The organism is Candidatus Enterococcus testudinis, assembly GCF_002140915.1.
Lineage (GTDB): Bacteria > Bacillota > Bacilli > Lactobacillales > Enterococcaceae > Enterococcus_D > Enterococcus_D testudinis.
Genome location: NZ_NGKU01000001.1, coordinates 1,846,918 through 1,869,133, shown reverse-complemented (window position 1 = coordinate 1,869,133; position 22,216 = coordinate 1,846,918). Strand labels below are relative to the sequence as shown.

The 22,216-nt window shown below is 44.1% G+C and carries 23 protein-coding genes and 1 riboswitch; of the genes, 18 read left to right on the top strand and 5 right to left on the bottom strand.

Translation table 11 applies throughout. The features are described 5' to 3' along the window. Window positions 1-26 precede the first annotated feature (26 nt). Entirely contained in the window at window positions 27-875 is an 849-nt protein-coding gene (locus A5886_RS08905; RefSeq protein ID WP_086274634.1) for an SDR family oxidoreductase, read from the top strand. Between the two features lie 49 nt (window positions 876-924). Here A5886_RS08905 and A5886_RS08900 read toward each other — a convergent pair whose 3' ends face one another. After that, window positions 925-1,533 (bottom strand): FUSC family protein, encoded by a 609-nt coding sequence (locus A5886_RS08900; protein WP_086274632.1) that lies wholly within the window; start codon window positions 1,531-1,533, stop codon window positions 925-927. 96 nt (window positions 1,534-1,629) lie between these two features. On the opposite strand from A5886_RS08900, the gene A5886_RS08895 reads away from it, so the two are divergent. Continuing rightward, window positions 1,630-2,595 carry an aromatic acid exporter family protein gene (locus A5886_RS08895; RefSeq protein WP_086274630.1) on the top strand — a complete coding sequence of 322 codons (966 nt, stop codon included), beginning with the start codon at window positions 1,630-1,632 and terminating at the stop codon, window positions 2,593-2,595. Window positions 2,596-2,636: 41 nt separating this feature from the next. On the opposite strand, the gene A5886_RS08890 is transcribed toward A5886_RS08895, so the two are convergent. After that, the gene (locus A5886_RS08890; RefSeq protein ID WP_086274629.1) at window positions 2,637-3,590 is read right to left on the bottom strand and encodes a Gfo/Idh/MocA family protein; all 954 of its coding nucleotides are present in this window, start codon (window positions 3,588-3,590) and stop codon (window positions 2,637-2,639) included. A gap of 126 nt (window positions 3,591-3,716) precedes the next feature. On the opposite strand from A5886_RS08890, the gene A5886_RS08885 reads away from it, so the two are divergent. The 9 genes from A5886_RS08885 (at window position 3,717) to purB (ending at window position 11,724) form a co-directional block, all read left to right on the top strand. Further along, complete coding sequence (locus A5886_RS08885; RefSeq protein ID WP_086274626.1) at window positions 3,717-4,220, top strand: hypothetical protein; 504 nt, start codon at window positions 3,717-3,719, stop codon at window positions 4,218-4,220. A 13-nt stretch (window positions 4,221-4,233) separates the two neighbouring features. Then, entirely contained in the window at window positions 4,234-5,076 is an 843-nt protein-coding gene (locus A5886_RS08880; RefSeq protein ID WP_256926188.1) for a M15 family metallopeptidase, read from the top strand. A gap of 7 nt (window positions 5,077-5,083) precedes the next feature. Next, complete coding sequence (locus A5886_RS08875) at window positions 5,084-5,686, top strand: glycoside hydrolase family 73 protein (RefSeq protein WP_086274625.1); 603 nt, start codon at window positions 5,084-5,086, stop codon at window positions 5,684-5,686. Between the two features lie 23 nt (window positions 5,687-5,709). Next, window positions 5,710-6,390, top strand: coding sequence for a beta/alpha barrel domain-containing protein (locus tag A5886_RS08870; protein WP_086274624.1), 681 nt, complete (start codon window positions 5,710-5,712; stop codon window positions 6,388-6,390). A 67-nt stretch (window positions 6,391-6,457) separates the two neighbouring features. Continuing rightward, window positions 6,458-6,555, top strand: a riboswitch (purine riboswitch). Between the two features lie 71 nt (window positions 6,556-6,626). Then, a complete protein-coding gene (locus tag A5886_RS08865; RefSeq protein WP_086274623.1) occupies window positions 6,627-7,208 on the top strand; it encodes a xanthine phosphoribosyltransferase in 582 nt (193 codons plus the stop codon). Between the two features lies 1 nt (window position 7,209). Next, on the top strand, window positions 7,210-8,529 hold the full coding sequence (locus tag A5886_RS08860; RefSeq protein WP_086274622.1) for a nucleobase:cation symporter-2 family protein: 1,320 nt from the start codon (window positions 7,210-7,212) through the stop codon (window positions 8,527-8,529). Between the two features lie 284 nt (window positions 8,530-8,813). After that, window positions 8,814-9,317, top strand: a complete 504-nt coding sequence (purE, locus tag A5886_RS08855; RefSeq protein ID WP_086274621.1) for a 5-(carboxyamino)imidazole ribonucleotide mutase — start codon at window positions 8,814-8,816, stop codon at window positions 9,315-9,317. Beyond that, a complete protein-coding gene (gene purK / locus A5886_RS08850; RefSeq protein ID WP_086274620.1) occupies window positions 9,286-10,413 on the top strand; it encodes a 5-(carboxyamino)imidazole ribonucleotide synthase in 1,128 nt (375 codons plus the stop codon). Before purE ends, purK begins: the two co-directional genes overlap by 32 nt. Before the next feature lie 12 nt (window positions 10,414-10,425). Next, window positions 10,426-11,724 (top strand): adenylosuccinate lyase, encoded by a 1,299-nt coding sequence (purB, locus tag A5886_RS08845; protein WP_086274619.1) that lies wholly within the window; start codon window positions 10,426-10,428, stop codon window positions 11,722-11,724. Between the two features lie 80 nt (window positions 11,725-11,804). On the opposite strand, the gene pbp4 is transcribed toward purB, so the two are convergent. The 3 genes from pbp4 to A5886_RS08830 all read right to left on the bottom strand — a co-directional run bounded on the left by pbp4 (window position 11,805) and on the right by A5886_RS08830 (window position 14,944). Continuing rightward, on the bottom strand, window positions 11,805-13,847 hold the full coding sequence (gene pbp4 / locus A5886_RS08840) for a penicillin-binding protein PBP4(5) (protein ID WP_086274618.1): 2,043 nt from the start codon (window positions 13,845-13,847) through the stop codon (window positions 11,805-11,807). Next, window positions 13,844-14,458, bottom strand: a complete 615-nt coding sequence (locus A5886_RS08835; RefSeq protein WP_086274617.1) for a DUF1054 domain-containing protein — start codon at window positions 14,456-14,458, stop codon at window positions 13,844-13,846. Before A5886_RS08835 ends, pbp4 begins: the two co-directional genes overlap by 4 nt. A 105-nt stretch (window positions 14,459-14,563) precedes the next feature. After that, window positions 14,564-14,944: a hypothetical protein gene (locus A5886_RS08830; protein WP_086274616.1), complete on the bottom strand. Its 381-nt coding sequence runs from the start codon at window positions 14,942-14,944 to the stop codon at window positions 14,564-14,566. Between the two features lie 262 nt (window positions 14,945-15,206). Here A5886_RS08830 and purC point away from each other — a divergent pair, with 262 nt between their 5' ends. The 7 genes from purC (at window position 15,207) to purN (ending at window position 22,216) form a co-directional block, all read left to right on the top strand. Next, window positions 15,207-15,932, top strand: coding sequence for a phosphoribosylaminoimidazolesuccinocarboxamide synthase (gene purC, locus A5886_RS08825; protein ID WP_086274615.1), 726 nt, complete (start codon window positions 15,207-15,209; stop codon window positions 15,930-15,932). Beyond that, entirely contained in the window at window positions 15,923-16,195 is a 273-nt protein-coding gene (gene purS / locus A5886_RS08820) for a phosphoribosylformylglycinamidine synthase subunit PurS (protein ID WP_086274614.1), read from the top strand. Before purC ends, purS begins: the two co-directional genes overlap by 10 nt. Then, on the top strand, window positions 16,192-16,869 hold the full coding sequence (purQ, locus tag A5886_RS08815) for a phosphoribosylformylglycinamidine synthase subunit PurQ (RefSeq protein WP_086274613.1): 678 nt from the start codon (window positions 16,192-16,194) through the stop codon (window positions 16,867-16,869). Before purS ends, purQ begins: the two co-directional genes overlap by 4 nt. Beyond that, complete coding sequence (gene purL, locus A5886_RS08810; protein WP_086274612.1) at window positions 16,862-19,087, top strand: phosphoribosylformylglycinamidine synthase subunit PurL; 2,226 nt, start codon at window positions 16,862-16,864, stop codon at window positions 19,085-19,087. Before purQ ends, purL begins: the two co-directional genes overlap by 8 nt. After that, window positions 19,072-20,493 carry an amidophosphoribosyltransferase gene (gene purF / locus A5886_RS08805; RefSeq protein WP_086274611.1) on the top strand — a complete coding sequence of 474 codons (1,422 nt, stop codon included), beginning with the start codon at window positions 19,072-19,074 and terminating at the stop codon, window positions 20,491-20,493. Before purL ends, purF begins: the two co-directional genes overlap by 16 nt. Before the next feature lie 101 nt (window positions 20,494-20,594). Beyond that, on the top strand, window positions 20,595-21,650 hold the full coding sequence (purM, locus tag A5886_RS08800) for a phosphoribosylformylglycinamidine cyclo-ligase (protein ID WP_086274610.1): 1,056 nt from the start codon (window positions 20,595-20,597) through the stop codon (window positions 21,648-21,650). Beyond that, entirely contained in the window at window positions 21,647-22,216 is a 570-nt protein-coding gene (gene purN, locus A5886_RS08795) for a phosphoribosylglycinamide formyltransferase (RefSeq protein ID WP_086274609.1), read from the top strand. Before purM ends, purN begins: the two co-directional genes overlap by 4 nt.

The following is a 22,216-nucleotide window of genomic DNA, read 5'->3' as shown; positions in this document are numbered from 1 at the left end:
TACTTATTCATGAGGAGGTGCTGCTATTGAAAACAATCGTCGTTACAGGTGCCAATGCAGGCATGGGGTACGCTACTGCTGAAGCATTGGCAAAACAAGGGGCCCACGTCATTATGTATTGTCGTTCGAAAGAAAGAGGTCTAGCTGCCCAAAAAACGATTCAAAAAAGTACTGGCAATCAAGCCATTGACTTGGTGATCGGTGACTTAGGGTCTCTAGAAAGTGTGCAACATTCGGCTGCTGAGATGCGTGAACGGTTTGATAAAATCGATGTCTTGATTGACAATGCTGGCGTGGTCACAGTTAAGAAAGAATGGACCAAAGATGGTTTTGAGCAAATGCTCGGTGTCAATTACGTCGGTCATTTTGAACTGACTCGATTGCTGCTACCGTTGCTCAAACGGGCAGATCATGCCAGAATCGTCGTTGTGGCTTCTGGCGCTTACAAGTTTGTACCAAAGAAAGATGGCGCATTTTTTGATGTGGACGGGTTTTTGCCTTGGCGGGAATATGGCCGCTCCAAGAAAGCGATGATCTTAATGGCAGAGGCGTTTGCGTATCAATTGAGAAATACAGATATCACAGTTAATTCTCTGCATCCTGGTGCCGTTGCTACAAGCTTAGGGGTCAGTCGCAAAACCGGTTTTGGCAAAGCTGTTTATAAAGTGCTGACACCATTTTTCAAAACACCCGCACAAGGAGCAGATACCGCTATTTATTTGGCAACAAGTCCTGAAGTGGCTGGTATCACTGGTCAATATTTTGTTGATCGGCAAGTTACATCGTTAGATATACCTAACAAAAAACAACAAGCGCAGCATTTATGGACGCAAACACAGCAAGAGATTGCGGATCATTTGGCCAAAAAAAACTAAAAAAGCGACCAAAGGAGCCAATGGCTTCCTCTGGTCGCTTTACGCATAGTCACTGCTTCTCATTATTTTCTTGTTCTCTGGTTGAGATCGCGCCTTGCACGTCCTGTAACATCGCTTGCAGGTCAGCTTCTTTTTGCTTCAAAACAGCCAAATCCTCGATGATTTCTTCTTCTTTTTCTATTTCTGGCGGGCGAATCACAAAATTGATCATCAATGCAATCAATGTCCCGATAAAGGTATCTAATACCCGATCCAGCGCGAAGATGATCGATTCCCCTTGTGGCACACTAAGTGTGATCAAGAGCATGGTGGCAATTCCTGATATAATACCGGAATTGTTGTTGATGCCGTCTGATAAAACAATAATGAACATCACCAAAGCTGGCAAGACCAGTAGTTCAATCAAAAAATCATGGTGGAAATATTGTTTTGTCAAAAAGTAAAAAATCGCAGTGCCACCACCAATCGAATTGCCAATGATCCGTGAACGACCGAAAGACAAGGTCGTATTCAAATCTTGACGCAATGAGAAAACGGCAGACAAAGCCGCGATCAGAGGTTGGCCTCGATCCAAAAAGTGAAATAAAAGAATACAGAGCATCACAGCGATCGCTGTTTTAATCGTTCTCATTCCTAAGCGAAAACGCCCTAATTTCATGATGTTGATTCCTCCTTTCTCTTATCATAACGAAAGGTTCGCAGAAATTCTAGTTTTATCCCTTAATGTTTAGTATACTTTCAAAGAGGTGATCAAATGAAGATTGGTTTAAGGACCATCAAAACAGCCATTGCCGCTGGCTTGTCCATGTATGTGGCACAAAGTATCGGTCTGCTCTATGCACCAGCTGCGGGTATCATTGCCATCTTGAGTGTAGGCAATACGAAAAAAACATCGCTGTTCACGGGTATCGGCCGTTTGATTTCGTTGGCTATTGCGACAGCGCTGGCCTTTATTTGTTTTCATATACTTGGCTTTGGACCGCTAGGCTTTGTCTTGTTTCTATTCTTGTTTATTCCAGTGGCAGTGTATTTTGGATTGACGGATGGCATCGTTGTCAATTCTGTACTGGTTACCCACTATTTAATGGAACGATCCTTTGCACTGCCGTTGATTGGTAATGCTTTTTTGCTGATGAGTATCGGGATCGGTTTTGCTTTACTATTCAATCTCTATATGCCTAATGGAGAAGAGAAATTGCAAGAAGTCCAACAAGTCGTGGAAGAGTCGTTTAAAAGTCTTTTAAAAGAAATGGCCGCATCGTTTACAACCGCGGAAACTGCGCTGTTGCCTATCCAGTGCGATACGTTATTCGATCAAATCAAAGCGGGGCATTATCAAGCCAAAATACATCATGAAAACCAATGGGTCGCCTCATCAGGCTACTATGAAGCGTATTTCGCCATGCGTCAAACCCAAGCCCGGCTTTTGATGGATATGACTGATATTTTGCAGCATATCCATGTTGAAGCAGACTATTCAATCATGTTTCAGTCTGTTTTGCATTTCACAGCAGAAACCTTTGCCGAAAATAATGATGGTCAGCAGATTTTAGCAAAAATCGAGGAACTCCATGCAGACTATCGGCAAAAACCATTGCCGCAGTCACGAGATGAATTTGAAAATCGCGCGCAACTGTTTCAGTTTTTACAGACTTTTAAAAGTTTTATTGAAGTCAAAGCAGATTTCTCCGAGCAAATCACCGGGAGAGAAACCCTGTAATCAGACAAACAAAAACCCCTGCGAGATGCAGGGGTTTTTGTTTATTGTTGGGCCCAAAAGGCCTGCATTTGATCAAGTACGCTAATGACATCTGTGGTTAAATGAATGGAACCAGCTGATGTGCCCTCGATTGTTTTGAGCATATTTTCGATTTCATAATTCAACGCTTGATTGGTATCGCCGACAGCGACTGTTTCTGTTTTGCCATCACGAAAATGAATCATGGCTTGGTCGGCACGGGGATATTCGTCTACTGTGATGTAGCCTTCTTCAAACGCAACGATACCTGTTTTGGGCATTTTTGCTTGGAAGGTCAATGTGACATTGGCCATTTCATCGGCTGGATTGCGCAAAATCGTTACCGATTGCTCATCAACACCTGTAGAGAATGGTTTCATATCACTATAAATAACTTCTGGTGCTTCACTCATAAAGAAGCGCGCAAATGAGACAGCATAGGTACCGATGTCTAATAAAGCACCGCCGCCTAAATCAGGATTGAAGAAACGATTGGCAGGATCTGGTTCTTTGTAGCTGCCAAAAGGTGCTTGGATCATTTTCAATTTTCCAAGACGACCAGCATTGATTTGTTCTTTCAAGGCTGCATATAAAGGCATATTGAAAATGGTCATGGCTTCTTCCAGAATCAATTGTTTTTCTTTAGCCAGCGCCAATTCTTCAGCCAGTTCATCGGCATTTGTGGTAATGGCTTTTTCACAAAGGACATGTTTGCCTGCCAATAAAGATTTCATAATAAATTCATGGTGCAGATCGTTCGGTACGGCAATGTACACGATATCGATCATTGGATCCTCAAGCAGATCATCTGTTGTCGCGTAAGCTTTCGGAATGTGATATTGGGCTGCAAATGCTTCAACCTTTTGTAAGTTGCGGGCACTGACCCCGTGTAACTCACTGTTTGGACTATTGAATCCTGCGGCAAATTGACTGGCGATATCACCTAAACCAATCATGCCCCAACGATATGTTTTCATAAAATATCATCTCCTTCGTTTCTAGTATAGCAAAAGTACAGCAATCTTTAAAATAATCAAAAAGAAAAGCAAAAAGTTTCTTTTCCCTCCAGCTTTCAGTAAAATAAACAGTAGGAGGGGATAAGTATGCATCATGTATCAATTGCCATTATTTTGAACACGATCGTCGAACAGTACGTATCTGAAAATCAATTTTATGAGAATCAATTGGGGATCGACGCCGCACAGTGGGAAGCGTGGAAAGCAGGAAAAGCCAGTTTATCACCAGCTGAAAATCAAAAAGTCAAATTGCTGTTTTCTGACTATGAGTGGATGCTGATCCAAAAACTGGTCCGACAAACAGTGATCTATCCGGAGAAACGCAATTTAGGAGTGCAAGAATTCAAAAAAATGAAGACGCAGATTGCCAGAAAATGGCTTGGCAGCGATTTAGCAAAGGTAGAAATATTAACACAATCTGAAGAAATCGTCCAATACCTTGATTTGCGCGTCAGTATTACGTATGATGAATGGGGCTATGACGATATTCTAAATTTTCGTTTGCCTGCGTTCGTGCAACAGCAAATCAAAAATGATAAAGTCGAATTGCTGACATGGGTCAAAGAAAATTTAGAAGAAACTTATCATTAAAGGTAGGATCTATTTGAAAAAGTATTATGGAATTATTGCAGCTGTTTCTTTTTTAGCGATAGTCATTTTGTCGGTAGAAATCGGCAAAGGGGCTGTTCTAAATGAATCAGTTCGCACACAAAGCAGTCTTGTCGATACGGCATTAAGTACGGCGGACTCACATTCTACAGCAGCATCTGTTACAGAATCCACATCGCACGCTACATCCCAACAGAGTGAAGAGACAAGCGAGAAGGAATCTGATGATTTTCCCGATGTGTCGCTGGAGGATTGGTCGATGGTTCTCGTTGGACCGAAAAACAAAATCGATCAAGAAATTGCGCAATCAGGTTTGGCAAAGTTAAGCAATGGCTACTTAGTGGACAAGCGTATTGTCTCGGCATATGAAGATTTGGCTGAAGCAGCTGATCAAGCAGGCTATCCGTTGGTGATGGTCTCGGCTTATCGATCCGTGGCGTATCAAAAACAAATCTTTGCTGAGAATGTCGCTACCTTGATGAGCCGTGGCGATTCACAAGAAGAAGCCACTAAAACAACCAAATTAACGTTTACGGAACCGGGCTATAGCGAGCATCATACCGGGTTGGCCATCGATGTCGTGGATAAAGCGTGGTATCAAGATCATACCACCGATGTCTTAGATCATCAGTTTGGGGATACGGACGGGGGCAAGTGGATTCAAGTCCATGCCCGAGAATATGGGTTTATTGTGCGCTATCCAAAAGGTAAGTATGCCATTACGCAAATCGATTACGAACCATGGCACTTGCGTTATGTCGGCGTCGAAGCAGCTACCTATATTGAAGACAATCAATTGACGTTTGAAGAATTTATTGACCAAGCAAAGGAGCGGTAATCACTGAATGGCACGAAAAAAGAAAAAGAATAGCCGTTTTCCTTTGGTCTTTTTAGGGCTGATATTGATCGGGATCGCTTTTATTTTTACATTGAATAGTTTAGCGGATCCAGTTCCGCAAAGTGATCAAGCGGCATCTGAAGAATTGACGCAGCAGGAGTTTATCGATTATTTGGCCCCTCATGCCGAGGAATTGCAGAAGGGCTATGGCATCTTACCCAGCATCATTTTAGGACAGGCGATTTTGGAATCTGATTGGGGCAAAAGTACCTTAGCGAGCGAATATCACAATTTATTTGGTATTAAATCATTTGGTCATTCAAAAAAAGTGACATTAGATACCCAAGAGTTTTATAATGGAGAATGGGTAACGATTCAAGGAGATTTTCGGGTATATGACTCATGGGAAGAATCAATGGATGACCACACCATGCTGTTTGTGAATGGGGTCGATTGGAATCCCGCACTGTACGAGCAAGTCCTAACTGCCACTGACTATCAAGCGGCTGCACAGGCGTTGCAAACGGCAGGTTATGCGACGGATCCAGATTATGCCACTAAGATTATTTCGGTGATCGAAACCTATCAATTGGATCGTTTTGACCAATAAATGATAAAGAGAGTTGGTTGGCGATGGAAGACAAATATATGCCAAAAATCACCACGGATCTGCGCAAAGATATCGTGAAAGTACCAAAAGTGATTCGGGAAGCCAGTGGGATACAAATATTCGGTAAACAAATTCGTTCAATTATTTTTACAACAGATATCGCGATCATACGCAATACCAATGCGGATGCTGTGATTGCTGTTTATCCTTTTACACCGCATCCGGCTATTACCAAAGCAATTATTGAAGCGGCGGATATCCCGGTCTTCTCTGGGGTAGGGGGCGGCTTGACACAAGGCTTTCGTTCTTCTTATATGAGTATGTTTGCAGAAGCGCAAGGTTCGATCGGGGTGGTATTGAATGGCCCGACACCACTGAAGACCGTCGAGCAAGTTTGTAAAGTGGTAGACATTCCGGTCATCAGCACGGTCACCAGTAAATATACGGAAATCGATGCAAAGTTGGAAGCAGGCGTGAAGGTCATCAACATCAGTGCCGGAAAAGATACGGCTGAGACAGTTGCTTTTTTCCGCAAAAAATATCCGAAGCTGCCGATCATTGCGACTGGCGGACCAACAGAAGACAGTATTTTGGAAACCATCGAAGCAGGCGCCAACGCGATTACGTACACACCGCCTTCAAATGGCGAGTTGTTCAGTAAGAAGATGGACCACTATCGTGATATGGAAAAACCTGAACAATAAATGAGAATAATCTTATTATTTACGGGGTTTCTGGACTTGCTATTTTAATCAAATCAAGGCATAATCGATTTTATCATAAAAAATTACTTGTATATCGTCGAAATATGGTCGACAGTATCTACCCAATACCTTAAATATTGGACTATGAGTAAAAATCGTGCCTGAGGACACTTTTTTTGCTTTTCGCAGAAGAAGTGTCTTTTTTTAGGATGAAATAGAAAGGAACGAACGTTAGGATGGAAAAATTGGTTGAACGTATCAAAGAACAAGGAAATGTATTGGATGAAGGTGTATTGAAAGTCGATGCTTTCTTGACGCACCAAGTCGATCCCCACTTGATGAAAGAAATCGGCAATACCTTTGCAGATGTGTTTAAAGACAAAGGCATCACGAAAGTCGTGACGATTGAAGCATCTGGGATCGCACCGGCATTGTATACAGCTGAGGCATTAGCGGTACCCATGATTTTCGCCCGTAAAGCGAAGAGTTTGACGATGAATGAAGAACTGTTGACGGCTTCTGTGTATTCATTTACCAAGCAAGTGACAAGCCAAGTATCGATTTCAAAGAAATTCTTATCCAAAGAAGATACAGTCTTGATCATTGATGATTTTTTAGCCAATGGACAAGCTGCCAAAGGGTTGATCGAATTGTGCCAACAAGCCGGCGCAACAGTGGTGGGGATTGGCATCGTGATTGAAAAGTCTTTCCAATCTGGCCGGGCGTTATTAGAAGATATGGCGATCCCTGTGGTGTCATTGGCCCGTATTGCCTCTTTATCTGATGGAGAAGCAGCCTTTCTAGAAGGAGATGCCTAACATGAAAGAAACCAATAGTCGTGCTGCTGTCTTAGGTTTGCAGCATTTGTTGGCTATGTATGCTGGTGCTGTGGCAGTCCCTTTATTGATTGGTACTGGCTTGGGATTCAATGAAAGCCAAATGACCTATTTGATCTCGATCGATATCTTCATGTGTGGTGTGGCAACCTTGTTGCAATTAGTTGTGACACGTTTCTTCGGTATCGGATTGCCAGTTGTGTTGGGTTGTGCGATCCAAGCTGTGTCTCCTTTGATTCTGATAGGGACCAAATCTGGGATCACCGCCATATATGGTGCCGTCATCGCAGCGGGTATCTTCATCGTGTTGATCGCTGGGATTTTTTCAAAAATCAAAGTCTTGTTCCCCCCATTAGTGACGGGGACTGTGATCACAGTGATTGGATTGACACTTATTCCAGTCGCTATTACGAAGATTGGCGGCGGCGATGCTGCAGCTGCTGAATTTGGCAGCAGCACCAACTTGCTGATCGGTTTTGTGACGATTGCATTGATCATTGGCGTGCAAGTAGTAGGCAAAGGCTTTGTGCGCTCGATTGCTGTGTTGGTTGGACTCGTAGGGGGAACGATTTTGGCGGCTTTTCTTGGCCTTGTTGATTTATCTGCAATCAGTCATGCGCCGATGTTTCATTTGCCCCAACCTTTTTATTTTGGCAAACCGACCTTCGATGTTTGGTCGATCTTGTTGATGATCATTATTTCAATCGTGAGTTTAGTCGAATCGACAGGTGTCTATTTTGCGTTAGGCGATATCACTGAAAAACCTATTACTGGCAATGACCTGAAAAGAGGCTATCGGGCAGAAGGGTTGGCGGTAATTCTAGGGGGCATCTTTAATACATTCCCTTATACCGGCTTTTCTCAAAATGTTGGTTTGGTGCAATTATCTGGGATCAAAACTCGAAAACCCATTTTTTTCTCCGCAATCTTTCTGATCATATTGGGTCTTTTTCCGAAAATAGGTGCAATCGCCCAGATCATCCCAGAAGCTGTATTAGGTGGCGGGATGCTGGTCATGTTCGGTATGGTGGCTGTTCAAGGTATGAAAATGTTGAGCAAAGTTGATTATGCCAACGACAAAAATCTACTGATTATCGCAGTGTCGATTGGTTTTGGGTTAGGATTCAACACGATGCCCGCTTTATTCAGCCAGATGCCAGAAACGCTGCAAATGTTCACTGGCAATGGCATCGTGATGAGTAGCCTAACAGCAATTGTATTGAATGTACTCTTTAATGGCCTACCAAAAAAGGCTGAAGAAAGTGCCACAACTTTTTCTGTAGAGACAACGAAAGAAGCGTAGTCTTTGGTGTTCTTAACACATACACTACCAGATGTATCCCTTGTTAGAAATAGCAAAGGACATCTGGTTTTTTTCGTGAAAAATGTGTTGAAGAAGTGTTGTAGTACGATTTTATTGATTAAAACGAGTATAAAGCGAACATTCGGGTGGTAAATTATAAAATAGTTCGAAATCGTTTTGACTTTTCCTCCCTCTGTTGCTAGTATTTAGGAAGAAGTGACACGTATTTGTTACAAGCTTTTGATACGTTCAATCATGTGCAATCAATCATTGGAGGAGATAAGATGAAACCATTAGTGGCTGTAATCATGGGCAGTACATCGGATTGGGAAACAATGCAAGCAAGCTGTGCGATTTTAGATGAGTTAGAGATTCCATATTTGAAAAAAGTTGTGTCTGCACATCGTACACCAGATTTGATGTTTTCTTTTGCTGAACAGGCGAGAGAAAATGGACTAAAGGTCATCATAGCAGGAGCTGGTGGGGCGGCCCATCTGCCTGGTATGGTGGCTGCTAAGACGACATTACCTGTCATTGGTGTGCCGATCCAGTCGAAAGCGTTGAATGGATTAGATTCACTGCTATCCATCGTTCAGATGCCAGCTGGCGTGCCAGTAGCGACAACTGCAATCGGAAAAGCAGGAGCTTCTAATGCAGGACTACTTGCAGGACAGATGCTTTCCATGTATGATTTAAAGATAGCGGAGAAATTAGATGCGCGAAGAAATAATATAAAAGAAATCGTAATGGAAAGTAGTGATCAACTTGATGAAACCATTAATGCCTAATGGCACCATCGGCATTGTCGGCGGCGGTCAATTAGGACGGATGATGGCAATGAGTGCAAAAAAAATGGGCTTTCGTGTCGGCGTCCTAGACCCAGCAGCAAATTGTCCTACGGCACAAGTCGCAGATTGGCATATCGTTGCAGCGTATGATGATGTTTTTGCTTTAGAAGAGATGGCGCGCCGAGCAGATGTGATCACCTATGAATTTGAAAACGTCAGCGTCGAAGCGTTGAATTCGATCTTGCCTTATGCCAGCATTCCTCAAGGAACCGATCTATTGGCGATCACCCAAGACCGCTTATTAGAAAAATCATTTTTAGAAGCCAATAATATTGTGATTGCACCTTATGCCACAATTATCAGTCCAACGGATATTCAAGACGCGATCGAAAGTATTGGTTATCCTTGTGTGTTGAAAACCACCCGCGGCGGATACGACGGCAAAGGACAGTATGTCTTATATAGCACTGCTGATCTTGCGCCTTCAATGAATTTACTGCGAGAAGGAACCTGTGAATTAGAAGCTTGGATTCCATTTGAAAAGGAATTATCGATTTTAGTTGCGGGGAATGGCAAAACGTTTACCACATTTCCAGTGGTGGAAAACATTCACCGAAACAATATTTTGCATCAAACGATTGCACCAGCAATGATCGATCCAGAAGTGGCTGAAGAAGCCAAACGAATCGCCCATATTATTGCCAAAGCATTGGACTTGCAAGGTGTCTTGGCTATCGAAATGTTCTTGACCAAGAGTGGCGGATTGTATGTCAATGAATTGGCACCGCGGCCGCATAATTCTGGTCATTACACGATCGAAGCTTGTTCGATGAGTCAATTTGATGCCCATATTCGCGGGATTTGCGGGTGGCCATTACCAGAAGTTGATTTATTGTCACCTGCATTGATGGTCAATGTGTTAGGCGAAGTTTTGACAGATACCTATGATTTGATTGCTGTCAAACCAGATTGGCAATTTCATTATTATGGAAAAGAAGAAGCCAAAAAAGGTCGCAAAATGGGACATATCACGATTTTGACCGAGGATATTGCCGAAGTTTCAGAAGAAATCTATCAAACCAATATTTGGGATTAAAGGAGAAATGACATGTTAGAGCGTTATACAAGACCTGAAATGGGTGCAATTTGGACCGATCAGAATCGCTATCAAGCTTGGCTTGAAGTGGAGATTTTGGCAGACGAAGCGTGGGCTGAATTAGGAGAAATCCCGAAAGAAGATGTGGCTTTGATTCGTGAGAATGCCACTTTTGATATCGACCGAATCTTGGAAATCGAAACGCAAACAAGACACGATGTGGTTGCCTTTACCCGTGCTGTTTCAGAATCTTTGGGTGCTGAAAGCAAATGGGTCCACTATGGATTGACATCAACGGATGTTGTGGATACTGCTTATGGCTATTTGATGAAACAAGCCAATGATCTGATTCGCGAAGATCTTGCGCGTTTTGTTGAGATATTGGGCAACAAAGCCAAAGAGTATAAAGATACAGTCATGATGGGCAGAACCCATGGTGTCCATGCAGAGCCAACCACATTTGGTTTGAAACTGGCATTATGGTACGCTGAAATGAAACGCAATGTGGAACGGTTTGAACGGGCTGCGGCTGGCGTAGAAGCAGGGAAAATCAGTGGTGCGGTGGGGACATTTGCCAACATTCCACCTTTTGTAGAAACGTATGTCTGTGAAAAACTAGGGATTCGCCCACAAGACATCTCCACCCAAGTCTTGCCACGGGATCTTCATGCAGAATATTTTTCTGCTATGGCATTGATTGCGACAAGTATTGAAAAATTTGCGACAGAGATTCGCGGATTACAAAAGTCTGAGACCCGAGAAGTGGAGGAATTCTTTGCGAAGGGGCAAAAAGGCTCTTCTGCTATGCCGCATAAACGCAATCCAATCGGCTCTGAAAATATGGCAGGTTTGGCCCGTGTCGTACGGGGACATATGGTGACAGCCTATGAAAATGTTTCATTGTGGCATGAACGGGATATCTCGCATTCTTCTGCAGAACGGATCATTGTACCGGATACCACGATCTTGATTGATTATATGTTGCATCGTTTTGGCAATATCGTCAAAAACTTGACGGTCTTCCCAGAGAATATGAAGCGCAACATGAATGCGACCTTCGGCTTGATATATAGCCAACGGGTATTATTGAAGCTGATCGATCATGGACTGACTCGAGAAGAAGCGTATGATTTGGTCCAACCGAAAACAGCGGAAGCTTGGGATGAGCAAACCGATTTCAGACCGTTATTAGAAGCAGATCAAAAAATTATGTCGATTTTAACCACTGAAGATTTAGACGATGCCTTCGATTATCGCCACCATTTAAAGCAAGTCGATACGATTTTCGAACGTGTAGGATTAGGGGAATAAAACAGAAAGAAGCTTTGCCGTCTAAGGATAGGCAAAGCTTCTTTTTTATCTTGTGACACTGGAAATGGAAAACGAATTCCTCAGTATTTCCCAGCCAAATAGGTTAACAAATCCGGTGCCAATTTGGTTGCTGATTGACCTTCTTCCCGGTCATCGAGCATCGACAACAGAAGGTAGCCTTGGTCTTCGCTGTCAAACGCGAAGAGGAAGCTGTTTTCTTGTCCTTGTTCGTCTTGTGTTTCTTTGATTTCAGCGGTTCCGGTTTTGGCTGCTAATGGTATGCCTAGGCTAGCCAATGTATGGGCGGTGCCATTTTCATCAGACACAACGGCTGTTAGATCTTGATTGATTTGGGTGATGGTTTCAGCTTTGAAGACAGCTTTGTCTCTGGTATCGGCATCCAGCAATAATTTAGGGTAAACAAGTGTCCCTTGATTGGCGAAGACGGAGTAAGTAGTTGCTTGTTGGATCGGATTCATCAACAGTTCACCTTGACCATAGCCAGTATCGGCCAAAAGAATCTCGGAATCGAAGGTATCATCGTTTGAAATCTGAGCAGCGTTCATTGAAAATGGCAAGTCTAGATCTTCACCAAAAATCAAGGAGGACAAACCTTCACGAAATGCATCTTCCCCCATAGCTAAGGTTTGTTGTGCCATATAAATATTGTCCGAATAGACCAAGGCTTGTTCTAAATTGACAGAAGCGACATCCGTTACCCGTGTCACATAATAATCACCCCATGAACTGTCTTTTTGCCATTTGAGTCCAGAAATCGCTACAGATGTATCGGGATCGATCGTCCCGTTTTCCAATCCAATGGCAGCTGTGATGGTTTTAAAGGTTGAACCTGGTGCATAGGAGGTAGTGAAACGACTAATGAATGGCAATTTTTCGTCATTCTCATAGGCATCATAAGCTTCTTGCGAGATGCCATTGGTCATCAAATTAGGGTCATAGCTAGGTGAACTGGCTAATACCAGTAGATCGCCCGTTTTTGGTTCAGAGACCACGGTGGCACCCGCTTGGCCGTTTAATGCATCAAAGGCGATTTGCTGGGCTTCTTGATCAATCGTCAGTTGGATGTCTTTTCCGTCTTGGCGTTCTTTGGCCAATAAGACCTCTTTTTCCGTGCCGTTTTCATCCGTGATCGAGATTTGACCACCGTTTTCGCCACGCAGCTCTTGATCATAAGCTGCTTCCAAGCCTGCTCGGCCGATTTGATTATTACTAGATAATTCAGGATTATTTTCAATATCTTCTGCAGTGACGGTGCCGATATAGCCAATCAATTGTGCGGCTGCTTCTCCAAGGGGATAGGTTCTGCCGGATGTTTCTTGAATTGATGTGCCGGTCGGCAAATTAGCGGTTTGGTCCACGATTTTCAATGGGACAAAATAATCGTCTTGGACCCAAGATTGAGAAAGTGCGGCATTGATTGTGTCTTCTGTCATATTAAACTGTGCGGCGATCGTTTTGATATTTGCCGTTTTTTCATCGCCGGTACCCAATTGACCAGGGGTAACGCCTAGCTGGTAAAGGGTGCCGTTTTCTGCCAATGGCTGCTTGTTGCGATCCAGGATTGCACCGCGGTTGGCGTTGTCGACAGTGATACTGACTTTGTCATTGCCGCTCATCGTTGGAAAAATCAATTCAGGAGACCATTCAATCAACGCTTGATCGCCATCAACGGCAATGCTGCCACTGTATGTTAAATCGGTCAATTCACCCAAAGAAGTCGACATGGATGCTGTGTAAGTGAAATCATAGACATCTGCATTCTGAGTGTTTTGGGTGACGGTCACATCATCGCTTGTATAATTTTCAGCACCGATCCCTGTCAAGATGGCTTGATACTTCTCAATCAATTGGTCTTGATCGTAATGATTTTCGGTTAAACTATTCTCGGTCATCAATGCAGGGAGTGCGTCAAAGTCATTGTCCTTCAACGCATTGACGAATGTTGTGAGCACCTGTTTGGCTGCGTTCATTTTTTGATTGGTTTGATAGGTCTGATACCCATAAAAACCGCCGCCAATCAGTAGGGCTGCAAGAGGGAGCAACAACCATACCCATTTGCGCTTGGTTGATGTAACTGGTTTGTTTCTGCGGGATTTATTCATGATTTGATCGACTCCTTTTCTTTGGTGCCATGTCGTTGCATGTACAAGGGCAGTAATGCTTCATAGGCAGCTAAGATGTCTGACAGGGTCGCTTCATTGATTTGTTCTTTGGGAAATATCTTACCAATTTGGCATTCACTTTTTTTGATGGTCTTCAAACGTGACAGTGCTGCGGGCCATTCGCTGATAGAAACAACATCGTACCGGGTATGGTCCGGCGAAAGCACAAAGTCAGCAGGTAATGCTGAAAATAAATCTGGCGCGTCAAGCCAAGCATCAGCAATGGTCTGTTGGTTTTTCGGTTGATCGATCACGCTTAACCAAACAAAAACATAGTCGGCGTTGATCCCGATTTGAAAGTGGGCATCCATTTTGTACCCCCGCTTATTTGGTCCGATCCCTGCCCATGTTTCTGCAGGAGGATACACTGTGCGGCGGCGATGCTGCGCGATATGGAGATAAAAGGGAACGTGGCACTCTTTTTCGAATAAAGGAATCGCTGCATCACCGATCTGTTGGAATACCGGTTGGATCTGGGCGCGGATCTGCGCCATACGCGCTTCCAGTGTGTCAGTTGTAAATATATCAAAATGTTCTTTTGTAAATAGCATAGTCAAGTCCTTTCTTTTCACTATGTACAGTATAACAAAAAAAAGCACGAAAAGATTCGTGCTTTACCTTTTTCATTTTATGACAGGAGCATTCTTTTTCCACACTCAAGCTAGTTTGGGTGTCCACAGAGGGGCGGACTGCAGCGCTTGCAATCGTTCCAATAAAACATCGATAAATACTGCATCCATTTCCACTAAGTCAAAATAGACGCGGAAAGAATAGATGTGTTTAAACAAGTGCTGGCGGTGGATCTGGTGAATGATCAATTCTTCATTGACACCATTCCGATACTGCAATACCCGTTTTCGTTCTTCAAGATAGTGGGGACGACTGCCTTTCTTTAGTAAACCAAATGCATAAAAGCTGGTTTGCTGGTTCAACGCCACAATTTGATTGACGGCCAGCAATTCGTTATGCAATGCCACTCTTTCTTTGTCTGTCAAATGGGCCAAAAAATGATCGGCACGTTCCTTAAGCGACCACATAGATCTACGCCTCCTCGAATGATCCTGATTACGATCTTATAATAGCATGAAACAAAAATGATGTAAACGCTTCATTTGGACGAGATGCGCTATGGCAAGAGAATAGCTAGAAAGTATCTGTTAATAAATACGAACGTTCGGAGAAAAACATCTGATAAATGTCCATATATTCGTTGACCCCTTTTCGAACGGTTGCTAAAATAGAATCAATCAACAGAAGTGTCATTGCTGTGTGAATCTGAAAGATTGAATGAGGTGGCGTATGGAAACGGAAGTGCTTCTTTATGAAGGAAAAGCGAAAAAATTATTTAAAAAACCCGATTCAAAAGAGTTAAGAGTCGAATATCTTGACCAAGCGACAGCCTTGAACGGTCAAAAAAAAGATGCGATCCAAGGCAAAGGCGCCTTGAATAATCAAATCACGAGTATTCTTTTTCAATTGCTGGCCCAAGAAGGCATTCAAAGTCATTTCATTAAAATCATATCTAAACACGAACAATTGATCGAAATGGTAGATATGATCCCTTTAGAAGTTGTTGTACGCAATGTGGCGGCGGGGAGTTTCTCTAAACGATTGGGCATTGAAGAAGGCACGACTTTACCGCAGCCAATCGTTGAGTTTTATTACAAAGATGATGCATTGGATGACCCGTTTATCAACGATGACCATATTGCCTATCTTGGTTTAGCAACTGAAGCGGAACGCCAACAACTGCGGACGTTAGCTTTGACGGTCAATCGCGCTTTGCAGCATATTTTTGCGCAAATCGATATTCGCTTGATCGACTTTAAAATCGAAATTGGCAAAACGGCGCAGGGGCACTTGCTTTTGGCCGATGAGATTTCACCGGATACTTGCCGTTTGTGGGATATGGCCACAAATAACCATTTGGACAAAGATATTTATCGTCGTGATCTAGGTGATATTTTGCCGGTCTATCAAGAGGTATACAATCGATTAGAAAAGGAGTTTTCATCATGTATTTAGTCAAAGTCTATGTTACGTATAAAGAATCTGTTTTGGATCCTCAAGGAGAGGCGGTAAAAGGGGCTGTTCATCGTTTGGGATACCAAGATGTCACGTCGATTCGGATCGGTAAATATTTTGAAATCAAGGTAGCTGCTTTAGATGAGAAAACTGAAACAGATGTGCAGCGAGAAATCGAAGCGATTTGCGACAAACTGTTAGCCAATGTCAATATGGAAACCTATCGCTATGAAATCTCATTATTGGAGGAAGTCAGTGTATGAAATTCGCAGTGATTGTTTTTCCGGGATCAAACTGTGATGTCGATTTGATGTGGGCGATCAAAGATATTATGGGTGCAGAAGCAGCGTATGTGCGGCATGATGCTGATAGCTTGGCGGGATTTGATGGTGTGTTATTGCCTGGTGGTTTTTCGTATGGTGATTATCTGCGTTGTGGCGCAATTGCGCGTTTTTCGACGATCATGACTGAAGTGATTCGTTTTGCCGAAGAGGGCAAACCAGTTTTTGGTACCTGTAACGGATTTCAGATTTTGACAGAAGCAGGTTTGCTGCCGGGGGTGTTGCAACGGAATAAATCCTTGCATTTTATCAGTAAACCGGTCCAACTGATCGTTAATAATCAAACGGCATTCACCTCAGAATATGCCGAGGATGAAGTCATTACGATTCCCGTGGCCCATGGTGAAGGCAATTATTATTGTGATGAAGAAACGTATCAAGAACTGGTTGCCAACAATCAGATCGTTTTTCGCTATACCGAGAATGTCAACGGCAGTATCCACAATATTGCAGGAATCTGCAATCGTGCCGGCAATGTATTGGGAATGATGCCACATCCGGAACGAGCAATGGAATCTTTGTTGGGTTCTGAAGATGGCAAGCGTTTCTTTGCTTCGATCCTAAAAAATTATGGGCAGGTGCCAGTGAATGGATAAATTACTTTCGAATGAACCCTCTCCCCAAGCAATCAAAGAGACCAAGCTGTATGAACAATGGGGATTGACTGAAGAAGAATACCGAATGATCAGTGAGGATATATTGGGTCGGTTGCCTAATTATACTGAAACCGGCTTGTTTTCCGTAATGTGGAGTGAACACTGCTCTTACAAGAATTCTAAACCGGTCTTGAAAAAATTTCCCACAAGCGGACCACATGTCTTGCAAGGACCGGGAGAAGGTGCGGGAATCGTTGATATCGGGGACGATTTAGCGGTTGTTTTCAAGGCAGAAAGCCACAATCATCCATCTGCTGTGGAACCATATGAAGGAGCAGCAACCGGTGTCGGCGGTATCATTCGCGATATTTTTAGTATGGGCGCGCGGCCGGTGGCTATCTTGGACTCGTTGCGTTTTGGCGAATTAGACAACCAACGGACGAAGTATTTGTTAGAAGAGGTCGTGGCTGGAATTAGCGGTTACGGCAATTGTATCGGCATCCCGACTGTGGGGGGAGAAGTTGCCTTTGACCCTTGTTATGAAGGAAACCCATTGGTCAATGCCATGTGTGTGGGGATCATTGAGCACAAAGATATCCAAAAAGGACAAGCCAAAGGTGTTGGCAATACGATCATGTATGTCGGAGCGAAAACAGGACGCGATGGCATCCATGGTGCGACGTTTGCCTCTGAAGAATTCGTCGAAGGCGAAGAACAACAACGCTCAGCCGTGCAAGTAGGAGATCCTTTCATGGAGAAGCTGTTGTTGGAAGCGTGTTTGGAGTTGATTGTGGATCATGCAGAGATTTTAGTAGGGATTCAAGATATGGGGGCTGCAGGTTTGGTTTCTTCTAGTGCCGAGATGGCGTCAAAAGCTGGTTCTGGTCTGAAATTGTACCTTGATGATGTCCCACAAAGAGAAACCAACATGACCCCTTATGAAATGATGTTGTCTGAATCACAAGAGCGGATGTTGATCTGTGTCAAAAAAGGCCATGAAGCGGAAGTAGAAGCATTATTTTTGCAATATGAGTTAGATGCAGTCGTTATCGGTGAAGTAACAGATGATGGCAATTATCGGTTGTTCCATCATGGTGAAGAAGTGGCGAACTTGCCAGTTGATGCATTGGCAGAAGATGCGCCGACGTACCATAAGCCGATGGCTGAACCAGAACGAATTGTTCGATTTCATGCGTTGGCTGATTTTGAACCACAAGGGGTTGCTAAGGACTTGTTCTTGCAGTTGCTGCAACAACCGACGATTGCTTCAAAACGCAGTATATTCGAAACCTATGATTCAAAAGTACGGACCAATACAGTGGTCGGACCAGGTAGTGATGCGGCAGTGATTCGCATCAAAGGAACCAACAAAGCATTGGCGATGACGACAGATTGCAATGGGCGATATTTGTATCTTGATCCTGAAGTAGGTGGACAGATCGCGGTGGCGGAAGCTGCCAGAAATATTGTTGCATCTGGTGGCAAACCATTGGCGATCACGGATTGCCTGAACTTTGGTTCTCCAGATAAACCGGAAGGCTTTTGGGAGCTGGCTACAGCTGCGGATGGTATCTCAGCTGCATGTACAGCTTTGTCTACACCAGTGATTTCCGGAAACGTATCATTGTACAACGAAACAAATGGACAAGCGGTCTATCCAACACCTGTAATTGGCATGGTTGGTTTGATTGAAGATTTGGCGCATATCACGACACAAGACTTCAAACAGGCGGATGATCTGATTTATGTGATTGGGGCCACCCAGGCTGATTTTAATGGCAGTGAAATCCAGAAGTTATTGACCAAAGACATTGCGGGTCGATTGATGGCATTTGATCTAGCGGCTGAGAAGAAACATCAAGACATTGTGTTGCAAGGGATTCAAGCGGGTGTCATCAATAGTGCCCACGATTGTGCCGAGGGCGGATTGGCTGTTGCGATGGCCGAAGCGGCTTTCGGCGGCGGGTTTGGTTTTGAGGCAACGTTTGATATGCCTGCCACTTGGTTGTTCGCTGAAACACAATCACGTTTTGTCGTTTCCATAGCAAAAGAAAACCAAAAGGCTTTTGAAGCCATAGCAGGAGATGCCGCCAAACAAGTGGGACAAGTGACTGCCTCAGGCGAGATGATGTTTCGCACGCAAGATGAAACCTTTGTTGTGCCGGTTAATGAGGCCAAAGCCAAATGGGAGGATGCGATTCCATGTCTTATGAAGTAAGAAGTTTAAATGAGGAGTGCGGTGTCTTTGGTGTCTGGGGTCATCCAGACGCCGCCCGTGTGACTTATTTTGGCTTGCATAGTTTGCAACACCGCGGTCAAGAAGGTGCAGGAATCGTCGCCAACCACCAAGGCAAGCTTTCTGGACATCGCGATCTTGGTTTGCTGGCAGAAGTCTTTTCAGATGAGCGTATTTTGGATCGCTTGACGGGGGAAGCGGCCATAGGACATGTGCGTTATGCGACTGCAGGCAATGGCAGTGTCGATAACATCCAGCCGTTTTTATTTAAGTTTTTTGATCAGCAGATTGCGTTGGCTCATAATGGCAATTTGACCAATGCCAAAACATTGCGTAAAGCGTTAGAAACGGATGGGGCGATTTTTCATTCAAATTCAGATACTGAGATTTTGATGCATCTGATCCGCCGCAGCAGTCAACCTGTATTTATGGATCGGATCAAAGAGGCATTGAATCAGGTCAAGGGTGGATTTGCGTACTTATTGATTACAGAAGATTCAATGATCGCAGCACTCGATCCCAATGGTTTCCGGCCGTTGTCGATTGGCCAAATGGTCAACGGTGCCTATGTGGTCGCTTCAGAGACCTGTGCCTTAGAAGTGATCGGGGCATCATTTATTCGTGATGTCAAACCTGGTGAAGTGGTGATCATCAATGATGATGGTGTGCAGATTGAGCAGTACACGGATGATGTGCAACCGGCAATCTGCTCAATGGAATTTATTTACTTTGCGCGGCCTGATTCGAATATTGCCGGCGTCAATGTGCATCGTGCCCGTAAGAATATGGGACGTCTGCTAGCACAAGAAGCTGCAATCGACGCAGATATGGTGATCGGTGTACCGAATTCTTCCTTGTCCGCCGCTAGCGGATATGCAGAAGCTTCTGGCATTCCGTATGAATTGGGATTGGTCAAGAATCAGTATATTGCCCGAACGTTTATTCAACCGACGCAAGAATTACGGGAGCAAGGCGTGCGGATGAAGCTATCTGCAGTCCGTGGTGTCGTGGCAGGAAAACGGGTAATTCTAGTTGATGATTCGATCGTTAGAGGAACGACGATACGGCGGATCGTTCAGTTGTTGAAAGAAGCAGGTGCCAAAGAAGTTCATGTGCGGATTGGGTCGCCCCCGTTAAAGTATCCTTGCTTTTACGGCATTGATATCCAGACACGGGAAGAGTTGATCGCGGCACAATATAGCGAAGCGGAGATTTGTGAAAAAATTGAAGCAGATTCTCTTGCGTTTTTGAGTGAAAATGGGTTGATTGAGGCAATTGGCTTGCAATTTGATGCCCCTTATTCAGGGTTATGCATGGCGTATTTCAACGGAGATTATCCAACCCCTTTGTATGACTATGAAGCGAGTTATTTGGCATCTGTGGAGTAAATCAAAGGCAGGCTGATGATCACATGCCGTGGCTGAAGGTACAGCGTGTCTCATCACGGCAATCAAGGTGTTTACTTTATCCAACCCAAGGAGGAAAAAAAGTGGCAAATGCGTATGCAAAGGCTGGCGTGGACGTTCACGCTGGTTATGAAGTAGTTGAACGGATCAAAAAACATGTGAAAAGAACAGAGCGTTTAGGCGTGATGGGCGCAATTGGTGGTTTCGGCGGTTGCTTTGACCTCTCTGCCTATCAGTTGAAAGAGCCAGTGTTGGTTTCTGGAACAGACGGCGTCGGCACCAAGCTGTTATTGGCGATCCAACGTAATCAGCATCAGACGATCGGTATCGATTGTGTAGCGATGTGTGTCAATGATATCGTGGCCCAAGGAGCAGAACCACTCTACTTTTTGGATTACGTAGCAGTGGGCAAAAATGATCCCACCAAAATCGAACAAATCGTTGCAGGTGTAGCAGAAGGTTGTGTGCAAGCTGGTGCCGCACTGATTGGTGGCGAGACGGCTGAAATGCCTGGCATGTATGCGCCAGAGGAATATGATTTAGCCGGTTTTGCGGTAGGTATCGTGGAAAAACAGCAACTAGTGACCGGAGAGTCGATCAAAGCAGGCGATCATTTGATTGGATTGCCATCATCAGGCATCCATTCGAACGGCTATTCATTGGTGAGAAAAGTCCTATTTGAGCAAGCGGGATTAACAGGAGATGAAGTTTTTGCCGAGTTGGGGGACCAATCTTTAGGAGATGTCTTGTTGGAACCCACCAAAATTTACGTGGATGCGTTAAAACCAATTTTGCAACAACGATTGGCGGCGGGACTTTCCCACATTACGGGGGGCGGATTTGTTGAAAATATTCCTCGCATGTTGCCAGCTGGATTAGGCGCTGAGATTCAGTTAGGGACTTGGGATGTTTTACCGATCTTTTCATTGATTGCGTCTCTTGGTGATATTCCTGCACATGAATTGTATGAAATTTTTAATATGGGCATTGGTATGGTCATTGCAGCAACACCGGAAAATAGCCGCGAAATCCTTGATTTGCTGGCTGCAAATGGGGAACCAGCTCATATGATCGGCAAAGTGGTAGCACTTGAATCAGCAGACCAGGCGGCCGTTCGTTTTGTTGAGGAAATACGATGAGAATCGCTGTGTTTGCCTCAGGAACAGGCTCCAATTATCGTGCCATCGCTGAGGCAGCTGCCAATGGACGCTTACCTCAAGTAGAATTGGCGTTGGTATTGTCAGACCGTCAAGACGCACCTGTGCTGGACAAAGCCGCTGCTGACGGTGTCTTGCACAGGTTTGTTGATCCGAAAGGCTATGAGACCAAAGCTGATTACGAGACAAAACTATTGCGTATCCTAGAGGAACAGCGAATCGACCTGATTGTGTTGGCTGGCTACATGCGGATTATCGGTCCAACGCTGCTACATGTATACCGGGGCAGCATCATCAATATTCATCCATCATTGTTGCCCAGCTTTCCTGGAAAAAGCGGCATAGCGGATGCCTTTGATTATGGGGTCAAAATCACAGGAGCCACAGTCCATTATGTCGATGATGGAATTGATACCGGACCAATCATCGCCCAAGAAATGATTCGGATCACGGCGAATGATACATTAGCGACCGTGACGGAAAAAATACATCAAATCGAACATCAATTATATCCAGCTGTATTGGCTGAACTGACTGAAAAGGGGTAG